General features: G+C 68.0%; 16 protein-coding genes and 1 tRNA gene. 6 read left to right on the top strand and 11 right to left on the bottom strand.

Annotation, left to right across the window (positions count from 1 at the left end):
• Window positions 1-10 precede the first annotated feature (10 nt).
• Both QSK17_RS08200 and QSK17_RS08195 read right to left on the bottom strand, forming a co-directional pair.
• Window positions 11-772, bottom strand: a complete 762-nt coding sequence (locus QSK17_RS08200; protein ID WP_285703915.1) for a 3'(2'),5'-bisphosphate nucleotidase CysQ — start codon at window positions 770-772, stop codon at window positions 11-13.
• A complete protein-coding gene (locus QSK17_RS08195) occupies window positions 773-2,230 on the bottom strand; it encodes a sugar transferase (RefSeq protein ID WP_502889164.1) in 1,458 nt (485 codons plus the stop codon).
• A gap of 93 nt (window positions 2,231-2,323) precedes the next feature.
• Between QSK17_RS08195 and QSK17_RS08190 the strand changes: the two genes are divergently transcribed.
• Window positions 2,324-2,938, top strand: coding sequence for an exonuclease (locus tag QSK17_RS08190; protein WP_285703914.1), 615 nt, complete (start codon window positions 2,324-2,326; stop codon window positions 2,936-2,938).
• On the opposite strand, the gene pth is transcribed toward QSK17_RS08190, so the two are convergent.
• The 6 genes from pth to QSK17_RS08160 form a co-directional block, all read right to left on the bottom strand.
• Window positions 2,922-3,524, bottom strand: a complete 603-nt coding sequence (gene pth / locus QSK17_RS08185; RefSeq protein WP_285703913.1) for an aminoacyl-tRNA hydrolase — start codon at window positions 3,522-3,524, stop codon at window positions 2,922-2,924. The genes QSK17_RS08190 and pth overlap by 17 nt on opposite strands.
• A 70-nt stretch (window positions 3,525-3,594) precedes the next feature.
• Window positions 3,595-4,197, bottom strand: a complete 603-nt coding sequence (locus tag QSK17_RS08180) for a 50S ribosomal protein L25/general stress protein Ctc (protein WP_285703912.1) — start codon at window positions 4,195-4,197, stop codon at window positions 3,595-3,597.
• Between the two features lie 147 nt (window positions 4,198-4,344).
• Window positions 4,345-5,322 (bottom strand): ribose-phosphate diphosphokinase, encoded by a 978-nt coding sequence (locus QSK17_RS08175; protein WP_285703911.1) that lies wholly within the window; start codon window positions 5,320-5,322, stop codon window positions 4,345-4,347.
• Between the two features lie 194 nt (window positions 5,323-5,516).
• Window positions 5,517-6,965 (bottom strand): bifunctional UDP-N-acetylglucosamine diphosphorylase/glucosamine-1-phosphate N-acetyltransferase GlmU, encoded by a 1,449-nt coding sequence (glmU, locus tag QSK17_RS08170; RefSeq protein ID WP_285703910.1) that lies wholly within the window; start codon window positions 6,963-6,965, stop codon window positions 5,517-5,519.
• Between the two features lie 437 nt (window positions 6,966-7,402).
• Window positions 7,403-7,475 (bottom strand) — tRNA-Gln (locus tag QSK17_RS08165).
• Window positions 7,476-7,531: 56 nt separating this feature from the next.
• On the bottom strand, window positions 7,532-8,455 hold the full coding sequence (locus QSK17_RS08160; protein ID WP_285703909.1) for a helix-turn-helix domain-containing protein: 924 nt from the start codon (window positions 8,453-8,455) through the stop codon (window positions 7,532-7,534).
• 324 nt (window positions 8,456-8,779) lie between these two features.
• On the opposite strand from QSK17_RS08160, the gene QSK17_RS08155 reads away from it, so the two are divergent.
• Both QSK17_RS08155 and QSK17_RS36395 read left to right on the top strand, forming a co-directional pair.
• Complete coding sequence (locus QSK17_RS08155; protein ID WP_285703908.1) at window positions 8,780-9,718, top strand: acyl-CoA desaturase; 939 nt, start codon at window positions 8,780-8,782, stop codon at window positions 9,716-9,718.
• A 154-nt stretch (window positions 9,719-9,872) separates the two neighbouring features.
• Window positions 9,873-10,922, top strand: coding sequence for a TetR family transcriptional regulator (locus tag QSK17_RS36395; protein ID WP_285703907.1), 1,050 nt, complete (start codon window positions 9,873-9,875; stop codon window positions 10,920-10,922).
• Between the two features lie 95 nt (window positions 10,923-11,017).
• On the opposite strand, the gene QSK17_RS08145 is transcribed toward QSK17_RS36395, so the two are convergent.
• A complete protein-coding gene (locus tag QSK17_RS08145) occupies window positions 11,018-11,800 on the bottom strand; it encodes a trans-aconitate 2-methyltransferase (protein ID WP_285703906.1) in 783 nt (260 codons plus the stop codon).
• Window positions 11,801-11,880: 80 nt separating this feature from the next.
• On the opposite strand from QSK17_RS08145, the gene QSK17_RS08140 reads away from it, so the two are divergent.
• The 3 genes from QSK17_RS08140 to QSK17_RS08130 all read left to right on the top strand — a co-directional run bounded on the left by QSK17_RS08140 (window position 11,881) and on the right by QSK17_RS08130 (window position 16,995).
• Window positions 11,881-12,405: a MarR family winged helix-turn-helix transcriptional regulator gene (locus QSK17_RS08140; protein ID WP_285703905.1), complete on the top strand. Its 525-nt coding sequence runs from the start codon at window positions 11,881-11,883 to the stop codon at window positions 12,403-12,405.
• A 349-nt stretch (window positions 12,406-12,754) separates the two neighbouring features.
• A complete protein-coding gene (locus QSK17_RS08135) occupies window positions 12,755-14,287 on the top strand; it encodes a trypsin-like serine peptidase (RefSeq protein ID WP_285703904.1) in 1,533 nt (510 codons plus the stop codon).
• Window positions 14,288-15,282: 995 nt separating this feature from the next.
• On the top strand, window positions 15,283-16,995 hold the full coding sequence (locus tag QSK17_RS08130) for a trypsin-like serine peptidase (RefSeq protein ID WP_285703903.1): 1,713 nt from the start codon (window positions 15,283-15,285) through the stop codon (window positions 16,993-16,995).
• Between the two features lie 205 nt (window positions 16,996-17,200).
• Here the strand turns inward: QSK17_RS08130 and QSK17_RS08125 are convergent, their stop codons facing one another.
• Window positions 17,201-19,075 (bottom strand): ABC-F family ATP-binding cassette domain-containing protein, encoded by a 1,875-nt coding sequence (locus QSK17_RS08125; protein ID WP_285703902.1) that lies wholly within the window; start codon window positions 19,073-19,075, stop codon window positions 17,201-17,203.
• Window positions 19,076-19,165: 90 nt separating this feature from the next.
• A complete protein-coding gene (locus QSK17_RS08120; protein ID WP_285703901.1) occupies window positions 19,166-20,098 on the bottom strand; it encodes a 4-(cytidine 5'-diphospho)-2-C-methyl-D-erythritol kinase in 933 nt (310 codons plus the stop codon).
• Between the last annotated feature and the right edge of the window lie 66 nt (window positions 20,099-20,164).

Here is a 20,164-nt window from a genome sequence, read left to right as displayed (position 1 = left end):
CTTCGACGGGCTAACGGTGCAGGTCACGGATGCCGGCGAGTAGCTTTGTCGCCAGATCCGGTAGGGAGACCAGGATATCCGGCAGTGACGGGTCGGCTTGGTTGTACACGAGCCGCGAGCCGTCGATTCTGCTCGCGTGAGCGCCCGCCGCGAGCGCCACGGCGACCGGAGCCGCGGAATCCCATTCGTACTGGCCACCCGCGTGAACGTACGCCTCGACCTCACCCGTCAGCACCGCGGCGATCTTGGCGCCCGCCGAGCCGATCGGCACCAGCTCGGCGCCCAGCTCCTGTGCCAGCTTCTCCACGAACTCCGGCGGGCGGGTCCGGCTGACCGCGATCCGGAGGCGCCCTCGCGCGTCGGGCAGCGGCGGCGGCTCGGCGGTGGTGAGCGTCCTGCCCTGGGCCGGCAGCGCCACGGCGCCCGCCGTCAGCGCGCCGCGCTCCCACAGGGCCACGTGGACCGCCCAGTCGGACCTGCCCTCCTCGGCGAACTCGCGGGTGCCGTCCAGGGGATCGACGATCCAGACCCGCTCGGCCGACAGCCTCCGGGGATCCATCCGCTCCTCGCGCGTGGCCTCCTCCGACAGCACGCTGTCGTCCGGCCGGAACCGCCTGAGCGCCTCCATCAACTGGTCATGCGACCCGCGGTCTCCCGCGTCCTTCAACGCCTTCGGATCGGCGAAACCGCGCTCGGCGCGGAGCCGCAGCAGCAGCTCGCCCGCCTCCGTCGCCAGCTCGCCCGCCAGGGTGTGGTCGTCCCGCATCGCCATTCAGTAAGCTCCCGCCCCGCGTATCACGGCCGACCACGTCTTCCACAGGATCTGCAGATCCAGCATGAGAGACCAGCTCTCGACGTAACGCAGGTCAAGCCGCACCGATTCCTCCCACGACAGGTCCGATCGCCCGTTCACCTGCCACAGGCCTGTCATGCCCGGGCGGACCACGAGCCGCCTGCGGACGTCGTCACGGTACCGCGCGACCTCCTCCGGCAACGGCGGACGCGGCCCCACGAGCGACATGTGCCCCTTCACAACGTTGATCAATTGGGGCAGCTCGTCAAGGGAGCGGCGGCGCAGCCAGCTTCCCATCGGCGTGACCCGCGGATCCTGGCGGATCTTGAACAGCACCCCTCCCGCGTCGCTGACGAGATCGACCTTCCGCGCCTCCGCGTCCTGCCACATCGTGCGGAACTTGAGGATGGTGAACTCCGCGCCGTCCTTGCCGACCCGCGTCTGCCGGAACAGCGCCGGCCCCGGGCTCGACACGCGTACGGCCACCGCCAGGACGGCGAGCAGCGGGGACAGCGCGATGAGCGCCACCCCCGCCACCACCCGGTCGAAGACGTTCTTGATGAGCTGGCGGATACCGGCCAGCTCCGGATGTTCCACGTGAAGCAACGGCAGCCCCGCCACCGGCCGGATCGTGGTCCGCGGCCCGGCCACCTCCATCAACGCGGGCGCGACGACCAGGTCCGTCCGGCTCCGCTCGAGCCGCCACGCCAGCCGCCGCAGCGCCGTGCCGTCCAGCTCGGGACACGCCAGCACCGCCACCGTGTCCGCCCCCGCCTGCTCGACCACCAGAGGGACATCGGTGAAGTCGCCGAGCACCGGCACGCCCTCCACCTCTCCCGACGCGTCGTACGGCAGGCAGGCGGCGACGATCTCCATGCCGTGGTAGCGCTCGCGCCGGAACCTCCGCGTCAGGTCCGTGATCGCGGCCCGGTGGCCGACCGCGACGACCCTGCGCATGCAGCCGCCCCGCGCCCAGCGCCGGTGCAGCCTGCGGCGCAGGCCGTACCTGCCGCAGAGGGTGAGCACCGTCATCACCGGGAGGGCGAGCACCACGTAACCGCGGGCCACATCGGTCTTCGTCACGTAGGCGGCGATCGCGACGGCGGCGGTCAGCGTGAAGCCGGACTGCGCGATCCGCCGGAACTCCTCCGAGCCCACCCCGATCAGGCGCGGCTCGTACGCCCGGTTGATCCCCACCGAGCACACCCACAGGAGCGGCAGCGTCGCGCTCAGCACGACATAGGGGGCGACGTACGGAGTAACCTCACCGAACCGGGCCGCGACCGCGGCGGTCCCAGCGAGGAGAGCGCAGGCGATGTCGACGACGGCCGCGTGGAACCGGTACCGCGAGGCCCATCTCGGCGGCCGGGCGACGGGTGACGCGGACACTCCCCCCGGCACGCCCACGGCCGCCGCCGCCAGCTCGCCCTCCTGCACGTCCCGCCTCCCCGCCTATGCCGATTTGTCATCGAACGCATACCGACAGTGACGGAATGCTAGCGGCCGTATGGCCACGCTTGAGGAGAATCCGTGAAAGCCGAAACGTACATATCCGTCGACATCGAAGCAGACGGGCCCATTCCCGGCCCTTATTCCATGGTGAGTTTCGGCATGGCGGTCGCCGGGCGGATGGAGGGGAGGACGTTCGAGAAACGCGATCCGGCGTCGGCGACCTTCTACGCCGAGCTGCGCCCGATCAGTGACGACTACGTGCCCGCCGCCCTCGCGGTCAGCGGCCTCGACCGCGACGTGCTACTCAGGGAGGGGCGGCACCCGGCCGAGGCCATGCGCGCCGCCGCGGCCTGGGTTGGCGAGGTCTGCGGGGAAACGCTGCCCGTCCTGGCCGCTTTCCCGCTTTCCTACGACTGGATGTGGATTTACTGGTATTTCATGAACTTCACCGGACAATCTCCGTTCGGACATTCCCGGTGCATCGATATAAAAACGCTCTACGCGGCGAAGGCCGGCGTCCCCGTGGCCTGGTCCACGAAACGGCAGATGCCACGCGAGGTGAAATCCACCCGCCGGCACACCCACCACGCCCTCGACGACGCCATCGAGCAGGCCGAGCTCTTCCAGAACCTCATGCTCTGGCGGAGCGGCGACCACCCCGCCATCGCGGAGACCGTCAACGAGGAGGCTTGACGGGGCTCAGATCGGCCGCGTGAAACGCGTTCTGCGTGGCCTCCAGCCCCGCCCTGATCAGCGACTCCACCATGTCCGCCGCCCGGTCCACCAGGAACGGCAGGTCCTTGCGCTCCACGGTGGCGAAGTCCTTCAGCACGAAGGCCGCCGCGTCCATCCGGCCGGGCGGCCGGCCGATCCCGAACCTGATCCGCAGGTAATCCCGCGTCGCCAGGGACTTCGTGATCGACTTCAGGCCGTTGTGCCCGTTGTCGCCGCCGCCCAGCTTCGCCCGCAGGGCGCCGTACGGGATGTCCAGCTCGTCATGGATCACGACGACGTTCGCCGGGGCCACCTTGTAGAAGTCCGCGAGCGCCTTCACCGGGCCGCCGGACAGGTTCATGAACGACAGCGGCTTCGCCAACACCGCCGGAGCGCCGGCCAGCCGCCCCTCGACGATCTCCGCCCGCGACCTGTGCACCTTGAACCGGCCGCCGACCCGCGCCGCCAGCTCATCCAGCACCATGAAACCCGCGTTGTGCCGGTTCCCGGCGTACTCCGGCCCGGGGTTGCCCAGACCGACCACCAGCCAGCGCTGATCCTCCATCACCGTCTCCTCATATGGAGAAGTCCTCCACAGGACATCCTGTGGAGGACCCTCTCTCGCGAAACGTTTCCTACTCGGCGGCCTCGGCGGGAGCCTCGCCCTCGGCGGCCTCCTCGCCCTCGGCCGGCAGCTCCGCCGCCTGGACCGGGACGACGTGCAGCACCAGCGCGTCCGAGGCGTCCACGAGGGTCGCGCCGGCCGGCAGCTCCAGGTCACCCGCGTTCACGACGAAACCGACGTCCTTGCCGTCGACGTCGACCTCGACGCCGGACGGGATGTTGGTCGCCTCGGCCTCCACAGCGAGCGTGACGAGCTGCTGGTCGACGAGGGCCCCGCCGATCACCTCGCCGGTGACCGTGATCGGGATCTCGACGGTGACCTTCTCGCCGCGCTTGACCAGCAGCAGGTCGACGTGCTCGACGAAGCCCCTGATCGGGTCACGCTGGACGCCCTTGGGCAGCGCCAGCTCGTCGACGCCGTCGCCCTGCACGTGGATCAGCACGTTGGCCGTGCGCAGCGCCAGCAGGAGCGCGTGGCCCGGCAGCGTCAGGTGGCGCGGGTCGGTGCCGTGGCCGTACAGGACGGCGGGAACCTTGTTGGCGCGGCGGATCTTGCGAGCGGCGCCCTTGCCGAACTCCGAACGGAGCTCAGCGGCGATGCGAACCTCAGACACGGCACATCTCCTAGGGATGATCGTCGATGGATGGCGCGCTCCCCCTCACCCGCCCTAGCGGAAGGCGTTACGAGCGCAACTTGAGCAGCCTACCCGAACCAGGGCCCCCGACACTCCACGTGGCGAGGGCCCGCAGGTCCCTAGCGATCAGCTTTCGCCCTCGAAGAGGCTGGTCACCGAACCGTCGGTGAAGACCTGCTCGATGGCCCGGGCGATCAGCGGCGCGATCGACAGCACGGTCAGGCTGTCGAACCGCTTGTCCTCCGCCAGCGGCAGCGTGTTCGTGACGACCACCTCGGAGATCCGCGAGTTCTTCAGCCGGTCCACCGCCGGGTCGGAGAACACCGCGTGCGTCGCCGCGACGATCACGTCGGTCGCGCCGTGCTCGTACAGCGCGTCGGCCGCCTTGCAGATCGAGCCGCCCGTGTCGATCATGTCGTCGATGAGCACGCAGGTGCGACCCTTGACCCGGCCGACCACCTCGTGCACCTTGACCTGGTTCGCCACGTCCAGGTCCCGCCGCTTGTGGATGAACGCCACCTGGGTGCCCAGCGCGTCCGACCACCGCTCGGCCAGGCGTACCCGGCCGGTGTCGGGCGAGACGATCGTCGTGGTCGCCGGGTCGAGCTTGTCCCGGAGGTAGTCGATCAGCACCGGCGACGCGAACAGGTGGTCCACCGGACCGTCAAAGAAGCCCTGGATCTGCGAGGTGTGCAGATCGATCGACATCAGCCGGTCGGCGCCCGCCTGCTTGAACAGGTCGGCCATCAGCCGGGCCGTGATCGGCTCGCGGCCGCGGCCCTTCTTGTCCTGCCGGGCGTACCCGAAGAACGGCATGATCACGGTGATCCGCTTGGCCGAGGCCCGCTTGAGGGCGTCGACCATGATCAGCTGCTCCATGATCCACTTGTTGATCGGGGCGGTGTGGCACTGCATCACGAACGCGTCGCAGCCCCGGACGGACTCCAGGTAGCGCACGTAGATCTCGCCGTTCGCGAAGTCACGCAGAGTCGTCGGAGTGATCTCCACGCCGAGATTCGACGCCACCTCCTCGGCCAGCTCGGGGAACGCCCGACCCGAGAAGAACATCAGGTTCCGCTCGCCCGCCGCCTTGATTCCACTCACGACGCACTCCTCGCCGAACACGCGGCCCTCATCCGGCAACTCGTCATCCCTACCCGCGGCACCTCGCTGTGCCCCCTTGCTCGCTCGCTGTGCACGCCCACGGCGGCTGTTTCCCCTCGGGAAGTTACGCGGTCTCCCGCGCCTCGATCTCTCCTTGCTGACTGCGTACGGCCTCGCGCCGCTGTATGTGGTCGCTATTCCTGGGCGGCCTCTTCCTGAGCCGCCAGAGCGAGCCGGGCGGCCTCGGCCGAGGAGGTCCCGGCACGACGGCGCGTGACCCACCCTTCAATGTTGCGCTGCCTGCCCCGGGCCACCGCCATCGCCCCTGGCGGAACATCATTGGTGATCACCGAGCCGGCCGCCGTGTATGCGCCGTCACCCACCCGCACCGGAGCGACCAGCATGTTGTCGCTGCCGATCTTGACGTGGTCGCCCACGACCGTGTGGTGCTTGTCGACGCCGTCGTAGTTCGCGAAGACGCAGGCCGCGCCGATGTTGGAGCCGATCCCGATGGTCGCGTCCCCGACATAGGTCAGATGCGGCACCTTGGAACCCTCGCCGATCGAGGCGTTCTTGGTCTCGACGTACGCCCCGATCCTCCCCTTGCGACCGAGACGGGTGCCGGAGCGCAGGTAGGCGTACGGGCCGACGGACGCCTCCGCGCAGATCTCGGCTCCTTCGCAGACCGCGTTGCGCACCACGGCGTCTTCGCCCACCACGGTGTCGGTCAGCGTGGACGCAGGGCCGACGCTCGCGCCGCTCGCCACCTTCGTCGCGCCGTGAAGCTGCGTGCCCGGGTGGATCACGACGTCGGGTTCCAGGACCACCCCGGCGTCGATCCACGTGCTGGACGGGTCGATGATCGTGACGCCGGCCCGCATGTGGGCCTTGAGAATGCGGTCGTTGAGCACCTGCCGGGCGAAGGCGAGCTGAACCCGGTCGTTGACGCCTTCGACCTCGACGTAGTCGGCCGCGACGTGCGCGCCCACGCGGTGACCGTCCTCGCGCAGGATGGACAGCACGTCGGTGAGGTACTCCTCGCCCTGGGCGTTGGCCGCCCCCACCCGCTTGACCGCGTCCGCGAGCAACAGCCCGTCGAACGCGTAGACGCCCGAGTTCATCTCGGCGATCGCCCGCTGCTCGGGCGTGGCGTCCTTCTCCTCGACGATCTCCAGGACGGCTCCGCCGTCGTCCCGGATGATCCGGCCGTACCCCGTCGGGTCGGGCACCACCGCGGTCAGCACGGTCACGGCGTTGCCGTCCTCGGCGTGCCGCTCCACCAAGGCGCGCAACGTCTCAGCGCGCAGCAGCGGCGTGTCGCCGTACGTGACGAGGACCGTGCCGTTGATCGTGCCGACCGCCTCGAGGGCGGTGCGCACGGCATGGCCGGTACCGCTCTGCCGGGTCTGGACGACGATCCGCGCGTCCGGCGCGCTCTCGGCCAGATGGGCCTCGAGCTGCTCGCGGGCGTGGCCGATCACGACGATCAGCCGCTCGGGCTCCAGCCCGCGCGCCGCGCCGAGCATGTGATCGACCAGGGCGCGACCGCAGAGCTCATGAAGGACTTTGGGGGTTCTCGACTTCATCCGGGTGCCCTCGCCTGCGGCGAGGACGATGACGGCGGCAGGGCGCGGCACACTCACTTGCGGGGGCTCCCTCGGATCCGCGATTGAAACGGTTCAGCTTGAGGATCACGTACGGCTACCGCCAAGGCGTCGCACGGTCACCCACTCGACAAGGTGAGCTTACCTGCCGCCCCCGAGGCGGAATCCAGCCCCCACCTGGAACGCCACCCTCACCAGGAGGTCACGCAATGTGACCGTGGCGCACCATCTTCCGCGGCCCGGAAGGCCGCGCGGCTCCACACGAACCCGCCATCTGGTGCACTCCGGAAGATGAGCCGCGCGGGGTGCTTGATCGGTCGAAGAAGCCGGCGGAAATCCGCGGGCGGGCGACGCACGGTCGACGACCGCCGCCAGGTCACACCCCAGCCCGCCACGGCACGACACCGCTGATAGGGGCCGTACAACGGCGAAGCCCGGCCGGTCTCACCACCCGACCAGGCTTCGAACCCGAACAGTTCCGGCGCCTGGACTCGAACCAGGACATACGGCATCCAAAGTGCCGGGGGCTGCCAATTACCCTACGCCGGAAAGACTGGCTCAAATCGGACAAATCAGGGATCTGCCGACACCAGTCGTCCTCTACCTTACCGGCGAAGGCGGTCGTGCGCCGATCGAGAAACCAGGCACGTCTCCCGATCATGTGAAGCCCCGCGCATCGCCTCCTCGACCATGCCTTTCATCCACCCCTCGATCTGCCGGTAGAGCGGGGCCGATTTCCGCACGTCTACGCGGAGGCAGCCGTGATAGTCGTCGCCCACATTGTGGCGAACCGTCTTGGGGTTGTGCCGCTTCAGCGTCGGCTTCCCGAACAACCGCGTATCAGCGCCGGAGACCTCCCTCCAGAACTCGTGAGCGGCCTCGACATCGGCGGTCTCGTGGATCATCACGCGGAAGATGAGATCTTCCTGTCTCACCCCCGCGACCTGCAGGAATCGCAGATAAAACTTGATCAGGCCAGGGTCGCTGTTGATGAAGGCGACGCGGTCGTAGCGATAGTGCGGCTTGTTCTTGGAGCCCTCGCACCAGTAGGCCATCGCCCCCAGCATCAGGATCTCCCGGTTGCTCAGCGCTTCGATCTCGCGAGCTGCCGCATCGATCTCGGCCTGCCGCCGAGCCTCTCGAATGGGCCGCTCACGCTCCCAGTAGCGGCGCCTGCCTTCGTCGTTCCTCTTCCGCGATTCTTCATAACTCAGCCTGCCCTCACGAGGAAGATCTCGGACCCACAGCGACACCGACGACTTGGACACGCCCAACTTCTGGGCGATCTCCAGATAGGTATGGCCTTGAGCCCGCAGTTCCCGAGCCTGCCGACGGACACCGTCCTTGGCGTTGGGCCGGTACAACGCGGCCGACGGAACCGTCCCTTGAAGCACCTCACTCAACAAGGCGTTGCTGCCGATGCCGAGGAGGTCCTTGATTTGGGAGCGGGACTTGCCGGCGGCGCGGAGGGCGACAGCCTCGGTGCGGAGCGCCTCAAAACGGGCGAGTTGCTGAGGAGTTCTCGTCATACATGGAACACTAGTTTGAATAACTTAGCGTAGCAATCAAATTACTCAATGCGCACAAGGCCAGCCCGTCGCCGGGAAGGGGAGACCGCCAGGGGGTGGCCAACGCGCGACAAAGGTTGTCCCGGCACCCTGGTTTCGCGGCCACCGAGAGACCAGGCTTTTAGCAGATCGAGTGACACTTCCACAAGGCATGGATGCGCCACGAGATGGGGTCGGAATGAGTCAGCTTCCCTACATTCGCCGCTTTGGAATTCCTAACTTACGATGGCGTAGGTTACGGTTCCGTAGCCGGACAATCTTCCCCACATCTTCGCGAGGTAGCCCATGACTGTCCTCACCGAACGTCCTGCACGGCAGCCCAAGCCGGAGTTCGAGCCGGAGCCGAAATCCAGAGGCGAACTGATCACCTTCGGCATCGTCGTCGGAGCTCCCATCCTCGCCGTAATCGCCGCCGTGCCGTTCGCCTGGGGATGGGGTCTGGGCTGGAGCGATGTCGTGATCTTCGCGCTCTTCTACATCGTGTCCGGCCTCGGGGTCACGGTGGGCTACCACCGCTACTTCACGCACGGCTCGTTCAAGGCCACGCGGCCGATGAAGCTCATCCTGGGGATCGCCGGCAGCCTCTCCCTCGAAATGTCCGTGCTCGACTGGGTCGCCACCCACCGCAAGCACCACAAGTTCTCCGACAAGGAGGGCGACCCGCACTCGCCGTGGCGGTTCGGCCCCGGCTTCAAGTCCATGTCCAAGGGACTGCTCTACGCGCACATGGGCTGGCTGTTCGAATCCGAGCGCACCAACCGCGAGAAGTACGCTCCGGACCTGACCAAGGACCCGGACATCATGAAGCTGCACCGCTGGTTCCCCGCGCTCGCCGCCGCGTCGATGCTGCTGCCGCCGCTGCTCGGCGGGCTGGTCACCTGGTCCTGGCAGGGGGCGGTCACCGCGTTCTTCTGGGGCACCGTGATCCGCATCGGCCTGCTCCACCACGTCACCTGGTCGATCAACTCGATCTGCCACGTCTTCGGCGACGAGGCCTTCGAGGTCCGCGACAAGTCGCGCAACGTGTGGTGGCTGGCGATCCCGTCGTTCGGCGAGTCGTGGCACAACCTGCACCACTCCGACCCGACCTGCGCCAGGCACGGGGTGCTCAAGGGCCAGATCGACCTCAGCGCGGGCCTGATCCGCTGGTTCGAGAAGGCAGGCTGGGCCCATGACGTGCGCTGGCCCAACGCCGAACGACTGGCGGCGAAGCGACTTGGGTGATCCCGCCGATACCTCTTCTCGGCGCCGACCGGCTGTCGTCGTGCCCCTCTCTTCCACGGGGGCACCGGCGACAGCCGTGCACACGCGTCTGGACCCGCCGAACGATCAGACGGCGGCGGCGCCGCAATCCGCCGACGCACCCAAACAGGCCATCATGGGACGTGTGAACGACTCCTCCCGATCACGACGACGTATGACGGGCGCGGAGCGACGCGAGCAGTTGATTCAGATCGGTCGCGCGCTCTTCGCCGAGAAGGGCTTCGACGGCACCTCTGTCGAGGAGATCGCGGCGAGCGCCAAGGTCTCCAAGCCTGTCGTCTACGAGCACTTCGGCGGCAAGGAGGGCATCTACGCGGTCGTCATCGACCGGGAGATGCAGCGGCTGCTGACCCTGGTCACGCAGGCGTTGTCGGCATCGCACGCGCTGGCGAAGCTGGAGCGCGCGGCTCTGGCCCTCCTCCAGTACATCGAGGAGAGCAGCGAGGGCTTCCGCATCCTGGTGCGTGACTCGCACGCCGCGTCCGGGACGGGCACGTTCGCGAGCCTGATCAGCGACATCGCCAGCCAGGTCGAGGACGTGCTGGCCGACGAGTTCAAGGAACGCGGCTACGACCCGAAGCTCGCGCCGATGTACGCGCAGATGCTGGTCGGGATGACGGCGCTGACCGGCCAGTGGTGGCTGGATGTGCGCAAGCCGCGGCGCGAGGAGGTGGCCGCGCATCTGGTCAACCTCTCGTGGAACGGCCTGACCGGTCTGGATCCGAACCCGCAGCTCACGGCGGCCACCCGCGGTCTGGTGCTGGCCCCGCCCGCGGACGCCCGTACGGCACGGCCGACGGAGCGTGAGCTCAAGGAGCACGAGAAGGCGCGGGAACGCGAACTCAAGGAGCACGAGAAGGCCCAGCGCGAACAGCAGAGGGCCCAGCGGGACCAGGAGAAAGCCCGCGATCGCGAGGTGAAAGAACAGGAAAAAGCACGCGAACGCGAACTCAAGGAACAGGAGAAGCTCCAGCGCGAACAGCAGAGGGCCCAGCGGGACCAGGAGAAAGCCCGCGAACGCGAGGTGAAAGAACAGGAAAAAACACGCGAACGCGAACTCAAGGAACAGGAGAAGGCCCAGCGCGAACAGCAGAAGGCGCTGGAGCGGCAGGCCCGCCGGGCGAGCAAGGCCGGTGCCGAGATGGACAAGACGAGCCCGTCCTGATTCTCGCGCAGCGCCCGCTTTCTCGCCGGCCCCTTGAACGGCCTGCCTCCGCACAACGTACTTATGCCTAGCACTCGCCGCTGTGCGAGCCGTCGCTACTGTGCGACATCCTTCTGCTTCCGCGCGACGACGAAGATCCGCCGGAACGGGAAAGCCGTGCCGTACGGGCGGCGCGGGTAGGCCTCGCCGAGCAGCCGCGCGCAGTCGGCCAGGAAGGCGGCCTGGCGGTCCGGGCCGAGCCGGGTGAGCATGGGCCGCAGTGCGGTGCCCCTGACCCAGTCGAGCACCGCGTCATCTCCGGGAAGCACGTGGATGTACGTGGTCTCCCAGGCGTCCACGACGCAGCCGAGGCCCGCGAGCAGGTCCAGATAGTCGACGGGCTCGCCGACCGGCGCGTCCCGCACCAGATCGCCCAGTTCGTCACGCCAGGTCGTACGGCACAGCCGGCGGATCAGAGCATGGCTGGGCGCGTCGAAGTTGCCGGGCACCTGGAACGCCAGCCAGCCGCCGCAGGACAGGTCCTCCACCCAGCGGGCGAGCAGCTCACGGTGCTCCGGCACCCACTGGAGCACCGCGTTGGACACGATGACGTCAACGGGCCGTCGCGGACGCCAGTCTCGTATGTCGGCGACCTCGAAGCCGAGACGCTCTCCGCGAGGAGCCTTCTCGATCATCGCCGCGGACGAGTCGACGCCGTGGACGGTCGCGGCCGGCCAGCGCCTGGCGAGTTCGGCGGTCAGCTCGCCGGTGCCGCAGCCGAGATCGACGACGTACTCGGGGTTGTCGGCGGTCACGCGGCTGATCAGGTCGAAGAAGGGCCGGGCTCGCTCGTCGGTGTACGTCCGGTAGACCGTAGGATCCCAGATGTCGGGAGCCATGAAGATCCTCCAATTAACCTTGATATCGAGATAGTCCACGACCTAGGTCTCTCGATGTCAAGAGAGCTAAAATCGGCACCATGTCGCATTCCAGGGCCACCGAAGACGAGGTGGATCGCCTCGTCGCGGCCTGGCAGCAGGAGCGCCCGGACCTGGACGTCACTCCCCTCGAAGTGCTCAGCCGAGTGTCACGGCTCAGCCGCCACCTGGATCGCGCGCGACGTGCGGCCTTCGCCGAACACGATCTCGAATCATGGGAGTTCGACGTGCTCACCGCGCTGCGGCGCTCCGGTCGGCCGTACGAGCTGAGCCCGGGCGCGCTGCTGCGCGCGACCCTCGTCACGTCGGGAACGATGACGAACCGCATCGACCGGCTGGCCGCCTCCGGACTGGTCACCCGGCACCCCGACCCGGAGGACCGGCGCGGCGTCCTCGTCCGCCTGACCGCCCAGGGAGTCGAGCGGGTGGACGCCGCCTTCGCCGGGCTCCTGCGCCGCGAGCGGGAACTACTCGCCGGCCTGGGCGAACGGGAGCAGCGGACGCTCGCCGCACTGCTCCACACCCTGCTCGCCCCGTTCGACGCCTCAAATGGCGGATCTCACTAGATTTGCGCGTCTTTTAAATCGTCATTTATTAGGACAAAGTGGACGAATCGCCCATTTGTCATGCGGTAAATGATGTCGATTTGTCCCGATGAAAATGTGATTTAGCTCACACGGCAGACGGGTCGGCCAGCCCTCGCCCGGGCATCGGAGACCGGAGAAACGACAAGTTGATCAGCGGAAATACCGCTCCTTTCACCTCTGACGGACCCAGCCGCCCATCCGGTTCCACCGTTTCGCGGGTTTTCTTACGACTTCCCCCACAGCAACCCCTTCGGTAATGTCCTCGTCATCCCTTTACTGACGGATGGGACGCAAATTGACGTCTCACGACAGACCAAGGAGTTCCCCCATGAAGCGCACTCTGGCTTTTGGTGGCCTCGTCGCCACCGCCGGCCTCCTGGCCGCTGGTCTGGCCGCTCCGGCCCAGGCCGCCCCTGACGTCGCCGCCGACCCGCTGGCCAAGAGCAACATGGCCGCTCAGCAGATCGCCAAGTTCTGGTACGGCGAGCGCGCCGCCAACCTGATCGGCGCCACGCCGTACGCCGTGGAGACCAAGCCGGTCACCGCCAAGCTCGTCTCCAAGGGCGGCCCGGCTCCGGACAGCAAGCCCGGCGTCGTTCCCGCGATCGGCGACGAGAAGAAGACGACCGGCAAGTCGAAGAACGTCAACCTGCCCAAGACCACGGGCAAGGTGTTCTTCATCGGCGCCGACGACAAGCCGCACTGGTGCTCCGCCACCTCCGTGCAGTCGGGCTACCGCAACCTGGTCGCCACGGCCGGCCACTGCGTGTACGACACCGGCAAGAACGCCCACACCCTCGACAAGTGGGTCTTCATCCCCGGCTACTACAAGGCCAAGGCCCCGTGGGGCATCTACGTGGGTAAGCAGGCCTTCACCCACTACGACTTCGACGTCTACGAGGACGCCGACCGCGACTACGCGTTCGTGACCGTCTACAACGGCGTCCTGCCCACGGTCGAGGGCACCTCGGCCAAGAAGGACTACGAGGAGACCTTCAAGACCAAGGCCGAGGCCGAGGCCAAGCTGAAGGACAAGACCACCGGTTACTACCGCGACGCCAAGATCGAGCGGGTCGTCACCGGCAAGATCGGCGCCGACCCGGTCGGCTCCGAGGTCGAGAAGACCGCCGTCAACCGCGCCACGATCATCGCCAACAGCGGTGTCGCGGACGCCAAGCTCGGCGACGCGAAGCCGACGGACTTCAAGGCCGACACCGGCTTCGACTCGGTGGACATCGACAGGGCCGCCTTCTACGTCGGCTACGACGCCAGCTCCGACAAGGACCCGAGCGTCGCCGAGAACGGCTGGGCGTGGGACGCCGACCAGAAGACCCTCTTCCTGAAGCGCGGCAAGGTCTACACCAAGCGCACCTTCTGGATCAACTACGACGTTGACTACAAGGTGACCGCCAAGGTCATGGTCTCCATCGGCCTCAAGGACGTCGGTCGCCTCGGTGACAACGTCGGTGGTCAGGGTCTGGCCTACAACCAGAAGGTCGGCAAGCCGGTCTTCGTGTTCGGTTACCCGAGCGGGTCGCACCCCGACGGCAACTACGCCTTCACCGGCCACACGCTCAAGTGGACCTACGGCAAGACCTTCGCGGTCCAGGCCCCGGCCATCAAGGGCGAGGAGCTCGTCGGCACCAAGTCGTCGTTCACCGGTGAGGGCGCCCTCGGCTCCTCCTGGCTGGTGAACTACAACAACAACCGTCGTCTGGGCTACCTGAACGGTGTGACCATCGGCGTCTCCGACACCGACGGCAACAACCGTTACGACACCAGCTACTCGCCGTACTTCGACGGTGAGCTGTTCGGCGTCTACTCCGCGGCCAAGGGCCTCTGGTCCGGCAAGATCGTCTGATCACCGATCAGCGATCTGAGCTGAGGTAACACTCAGCCCATCCGCGACGGAGAAGGGATCCGGCATCCAGCCGGGTCCCTTCTTCGCGTTTCCACCCGTTAGGTCGTGTCTGGCACTCCCTAGCGCGACGCGACCGGCCACGCGACCGAGGCCCTCGCTTAACCAGCGCCCGCAAAATGGGGCGCTATAGCCGTAATGGTGGCTTCTCTATAGAAACGCGGTTATTGGTGGGCAATGTGCCGATTAGACCGAAATTCCATGGGAACAGCCGACGCGAGGCGGAAACCGGAGCAGTCCGGTGCGAGCAGGGCCGCAGTGACGCACCCCACGCGATATATAGAGATATCGCGCCGGCGGACGAACCCTGAATTGGAGCGGGCGTCAGCAAGAGCCGTGGAAGAGCACGGAGCGGACAAAACCCGGCCAAAGCGCGGATCTCACATCGAAGGCCCCGCGCCATATACATAGACGCAGATGCCCGGGATGGCGGGCGTGAAGCGCGAGAGCGAACGCCCAGCGGGGATCGTGCGGCGTACGGCCCGAGGTGCCCACCCTGCGGCGCACGGCGCCAACTGGACCGTACGGCCAGGCGCTCAGCGGGCAGAACCGCAGTGCAAACCGACCCTGCGCGGCATTCTGGCCAACTTTCCATCGGATTTCATCGCATATCCGATTAAAACCGACGAATCGCTCATGCGAGATGATCTCGGACCCAGGGCATCTCGTTCAAACTGTGATTCATCTCACATCGAACCGTTGGACCGGTCCGCCACGTGGGCATACCGGCCGGCCGGCGACTCATGTCTTGATCAGGAAAAACAAGGCCGAATGACACGTCGGATATCTAGGACGTCACAACCGCCGCTATCGGTTCCATTGACTCGCGCCCTTTCATTCAGCTTCCCTCACAGCAACCCCTTAGGTAGCGTCATTACCAAGCCTTTACTGACGTATGGGATGCAGAAGACGTCCCACGACAGACCAAGGAGTATCCCTTGAAGCGAATTCTTGCGGTTGGTGGCGCCGCTGCGGGCCTGCTGGCCTCCGCCGTTGTCACCGCCCCGGCCAACGCCGCCCCCCGGGACTCCGTCCCCTCCGTCAACATGGCCAACACCGACCTGGCCGCCCAGGAGGTGGCCGCGTTCTGGTACGGCGAGGCCAAGGCCTACTTCCTCAACGCGACGCCGTACGGCGTGGAGACCAAGGTCGTCGCCAAGCACGTGTCGACCGGCGGTCCGGCGACTGACACGAAGCCCGGCCTCGTTCCCGCCATCGGCGACGAGAAGAAGTCGACCGCCAGGTCCAAGAACGTCAACCTGCCCAAGACCACGGGCAAGGTGTTCTTCATCGGCGCCGACAACGAGCCGCACTGGTGCACCGCCACCTCCGTGCAGTCGGGCTACCGCAACCTGGTCGCCACGGCCGGTCACTGCGTCTACGACACCGGGTCGAACAAGACCACCCTCGACAAGTGGGTCTTCGTCCCCGGCTACTACAAGGGCAGGACCCCGTGGGGCATCTACGTGGGTAAGCAGGCCTTCACCCACTACGACTACGACGTCTACGAGGACGGCGACCGCGACTACGCCTTCGTCACCGTCTACAACGGCGTGCTGCCCGCGCCTGTGACGTCCGACCGCACCTACGAGTCGAAGGTCTACGAGACCCGCAGGGAGGCCGAGTGGGCCAAGCGGAAGCTCGAGCGCAACACGGACTGGTCGGACCTCAAGATCATCGAGGTTAAGCGGCCGGTCGAGGAAGGCACCCCCGGCGCGCAGACCGGTGCCATCACGGTGTCCGAGTTCGAGAGCCTGAACAAGGGCAAGAACCTCACCGGCAACGGCCCCTGGGCCAAGGGCACCAGCGCCAGCGACCCGGTGGCGATCGACAAGGGCGACTACAAGCTCGACAAGGACGCCTACGTCAGCCTGGACGGGAAGACCCTGTACTGGCGCAAGCCGAAGCCCGCCAGCGACACGCCGACCGAGAGCACGCCGTCCGAGCCGGCCGGCACCACGCCGACGGACAGCACGTCGTCCGACCCGGCCGGCACCACGCCGACGGGCAGCACGCCCGGCAGCACCACGCCGACCGACAGCAAGCCCTCCAAGGACGACAAGGGTGGCAAGGACGGCAAGGAGCACGGCGGCGGCTACGGCGGCGGCCACCACGGCGGCGGCCACCACGGTGAGGGCAGGGAGTACACGTACTACAAGCGCACCTTCTCCGCGACCTACATCCGTGGGTACCAGGTCGTCGGCAAGCGTGTGTCGGTCGGACTGAAGGACGTCGGTCGCCTCGGCGACAACGTCGGCGGGCAGGGCCTGGCCTACAACCAGAAGATCGGCAAGCCGGTCTTCGTGTTCGGCTACCCGAGCGGCTCGCACCCCGACGGCAACTACGCCTTCACCGGCCACACGCTCAAGTGGAGCTACGGCAAGACCTTCGCCGCCTCCGCCAAGGAGATCAAGGCCGAGGAGCTCGTGGGCGTCAAGTCCCCCTTCACCGGTGAGGGCTCGATCGGCTCCTCCTGGCTGCTCAACTACCAGAGCAACCGTCGTATCGGCTACCTGAACGGTGTCACCATCGGCCTGGCCGACGTCGACAAGAACGGCCGCATCGACACCAGCGTCTCCCCGTACTTCGACGGTGAGCTGTACGGCGTCTACAAGGCCGCGGCCGGCCTCTGGTCCGGCAAGATCGTCTGATCACCGATCAGCGATCTGAGCTGAGGTAACACTCAGCCCCATCCGCGACGGAGAAGGGGCCCGGCATCCAGCCGGGTCCCTTTTTCGCGTCCCCGGAGCCGCGGCACGTGCACAACGGACGATCCGCGGCCTTCGTGGTTTGGGCGAGTGAGCGGAGCTGCCCTCACCTTGGGCTGCGCCCCTGTCAATCCCGGGCTGCATCCTGTCAGGCGTCGAGGCGGGCGGCGAGGTCGAGCCATTCGACCTCGATCGACTCCTTCTGTGCGGTGACCTCGCGGAGCTCGGCGTCCAGCGTGCCGAGACGTTCGAAGTCACTGGCGGCGTCGGCCATCTGCGCGTGCAGCTTCGCCTCGCGCTCCCCCAGCCGGTCGAGCTGCCGCTCCAGCCGGCTCAGCTCCTTCTGCAGCTCCCGCTGCTCCTTGGCCGACAGGCCGCTCGGTGCGCCCTGCCCCGCCTCCGTCCCCGTCTCAGGCCGTCCCGGTTGCGTGGCCTGCCCGTTCGAGCCGCTCTGCCCGGACGGTACGGCCCGGCCGTCGGCGGCGGAGGCCGCACCGGCGGATGCGGCCCGGGCGGACAGGGCGCCACCGGCCGCGCGGCGCGACAGGTACTCGTCGACGCCGCCGGGCAGCATGGAGAGCCTGCCGTCACCGAGGAGAGCGACGCAGCGGTCGGACACCCTTTCCAGGAAGTAGCGGTCGTGGCTGACCACGACCAGCGTGCCCGGCCACCCGTCGAGCAGATCCTCCAGCTCGGTGAGCGTCTCGATGTCGAGGTCGTTGGTCGGCTCGTCGAGGAGCAGCACGTTTGGCTCGTCCATGATCAGCCGCAGCAGCTGGAGCCGGCGGCGCTCGCCACCGGACAGATCGCCGATGACCTTCCACTGGGCCTCGCCCTTGAAGCCGAGACGCTCCAGGAGCTGGGAGGCCGACCACTCCTTCTTGCCGACCTGGATGTACTTGCGGACCTCTTCGATCGTCTCCAGCACCCGCCGGGACGGGTCGAGCTCGGCCAGCTCCTGGGAGAGGTGCGCGAGCCGTACCGTCCTGCCGCGCACCACACGACCGGAGTCGGGCGCGACGGTGCCGGACAGCAGGCGGAGCACCGACGACTTGCCCGAGCCGTTGACGCCGATCAGGCCGATCCGGTCGCCGGGACCGAACTGGAAGGTGGCGTGGTCGAGCACGACCGGGCCGGCGCCGGGTCCTCCGGCGTGCAGGGTCACGTCCTCCAGGTCGTAGACCGTCTTCCCGAGCCGCGCGGAGGCGAACTTCAGCAGCTCCACGGTCTCCCGGGCCGGCGGCTCGTTGGCGATCAGCGCCTCGGCGGCGTTGATGCGGAACTTGGGCTTGGAGGTCCGGGCGGGTGGCCCGCGCCGCAGCCAGGCGATCTCCTTGCGCATGAGGTTCTGCCGGCGTTCCTCGGCGACCTGGGCGATGCGCGCCCGCTCGGCCTTGGCCAGGACGTACGCGGCGTACCCGCCTTCGTAGCGCTCGACGGAGGAGTCCACGACCTCCCACGTCCGGGTGGAGACCGCGTCGAGGAACCACCGGTCGTGGGTGACCACGAGCAGGGCGGTCTTGCGCTGCGCGAGGTGCTCGGCGAGCCAGGCGATGGCCTCGATGTCCAGGTGGTTCGTCGGCTCGTCGAGGATGATCAGGTCGTGCTCGTCGATGAGCAGCCTGGCGAGCGCGGTGCGCCGCCGCTCGCCACCGGACAGCGCGCCCGCCTGGGCGGACAGGTCGATGTCGCCGATCAGGTTGGCGAGGATCTCCCTGATCGTCGCGTCGCCGGCCCACTCGTGCTCGGCCCGGCCCGACAGCACCAGGTCGCGTACGGCGGTCGCGGGGTCGAAGTCGTCTCGCTGGGACAGGAGGCCGACCCGCAGGCCGCGGTTGTGTGTGACGCGCCCGCTGTCGGGTTTCAGCTCTCCGGCGATGATCGAGATCAGCGTGGACTTGCCGCCGCCGTTGCGCCCGACGACGCCGATCCGGTCGCCCTGCTCGACCCCGAGGGAGACGCCGGTAAGCAACGGCTTGGGCCCGAAGGCGTGGGACACGGATTCAAGGTTGACCAGATTCATCGCCTGCCCAGCCTACCGACACCTGTAAAGGGTGGAGTACGCCTGAGCGGAGCGGGCGGGAGCGAGGACGCGTCGCCGATATTGAGCTCGCTATTCCTCATACTGGACGATCTCGGCGCCGGGGACGGGGCCCTGGGCCGTGACGGCGGTACGGCAGACGCCCGTAGCGGCCAGCGCGGCGGACAGCTCGCGGGCATGGTCGGCGGACGCGGCCAGGAAGGCGCACGTGGGGCCGGAGCCGGAGACGATCGCGCCGAGGGCCCCGGCGTCCCGGCCCGCGTCGAGCGTCCGCGCCAGCGAGGGGCGCAGCGCGAGCGCGGCGGGTTGCAGATCGTTGGCGAGGGCGGCGCCGAGCGCCGGGGCGTCGCCGTCGCGTAGGGCGGCCATCAGGGGCTCGCTCGCGGACGGCCAGGCGACCTCCTCGCCCGCGTCGGCGCGCAGGCGGTCGCACTCGCCGTACACCTGGGGGGTGGACAGGCCGCCGTCGGCGAGGGCGAACACCCAGTGGAAGGCGCCGGTGGCCGGGACCGGGGTCAGCCGCTCACCGCGGCCGGTGCCGACGGCTGTGCCGCCGAGGAGGGCGAACGGCACGTCGCTGCCGATGCCGGCGCCGATCTCCATGAGGTCCGCGCGGGACAGCCCGAGGCCCCAGAGCGCGTCGCAGGCGACGAGGGCAGCCGCCGCGTCGGCGCTGCCGCCGGCCATGCCGCCCGCGACCGGGATCGCCTTGCGGATCAGCAGATCCGCGCCGTACGGGTGTCCGGCCGGGCCGGTCTGCCCGGCGTGCTTGGCGAGGGCCTCGGCGGCGCGGACGGCGAGGTTGGTGCCGTCGGCGGGCACGTGATCGGCGGACTCGCCCTCGATCCGGACGGTGAACGTTCCGGGCGTGCCGGGCTCGGTCGCGGTGACCTCGTCGAAGAGGGAGACGGCGTGGAACACGTTCACCAGGTCGTGGTAACCGTCGTCGCGCAGCGGTCCGACGGCCAGTTGCAGGTTGACCTTTGCCGGGACGCGCACGGTCACGCGCCCGGAAACCTTTGGGGATGCGCTCACGACCCCCGAGCCTAATGCCCTTCCCGTCGGCCTTCA

Source organism: Microtetraspora sp. NBRC 16547, assembly GCF_030268965.1.
Lineage (GTDB): Bacteria > Actinomycetota > Actinomycetes > Streptosporangiales > Streptosporangiaceae > Microtetraspora.
This window is presented reverse-complemented; position numbering and strand designations above follow the sequence as displayed.

Excerpts from the sequence above, each read along its gene's own strand:
- QSK17_RS08200 (WP_285703915.1), bottom strand. The coding sequence starts at position 772 with ATGGCGATGCGGGACGACCACACCCTGGCGGGCGAGCTGGCGACGGAG.
- pth (WP_285703913.1), bottom strand. The coding sequence starts at position 3,524 with ATGGAGGATCAGCGCTGGCTGGTGGTCGGTCTGGGCAACCCCGGGCCG.
- QSK17_RS08160 (WP_285703909.1), bottom strand. The coding sequence starts at position 8,455 with ATGACGAGAACTCCTCAGCAACTCGCCCGTTTTGAGGCGCTCCGCACC.
- QSK17_RS08155 (WP_285703908.1), top strand. The coding sequence starts at position 8,780 with ATGACTGTCCTCACCGAACGTCCTGCACGGCAGCCCAAGCCGGAGTTC.
- QSK17_RS36395 (WP_285703907.1), top strand. The coding sequence starts at position 9,873 with ATGGGACGTGTGAACGACTCCTCCCGATCACGACGACGTATGACGGGC.
- QSK17_RS08145 (WP_285703906.1), bottom strand. The coding sequence starts at position 11,800 with ATGGCTCCCGACATCTGGGATCCTACGGTCTACCGGACGTACACCGAC.
- QSK17_RS08140 (WP_285703905.1), top strand. The coding sequence starts at position 11,881 with ATGTCGCATTCCAGGGCCACCGAAGACGAGGTGGATCGCCTCGTCGCG.
- QSK17_RS08135 (WP_285703904.1), top strand. The coding sequence starts at position 12,755 with ATGAAGCGCACTCTGGCTTTTGGTGGCCTCGTCGCCACCGCCGGCCTC.
- QSK17_RS08125 (WP_285703902.1), bottom strand. The coding sequence starts at position 19,075 with ATGAATCTGGTCAACCTTGAATCCGTGTCCCACGCCTTCGGGCCCAAG.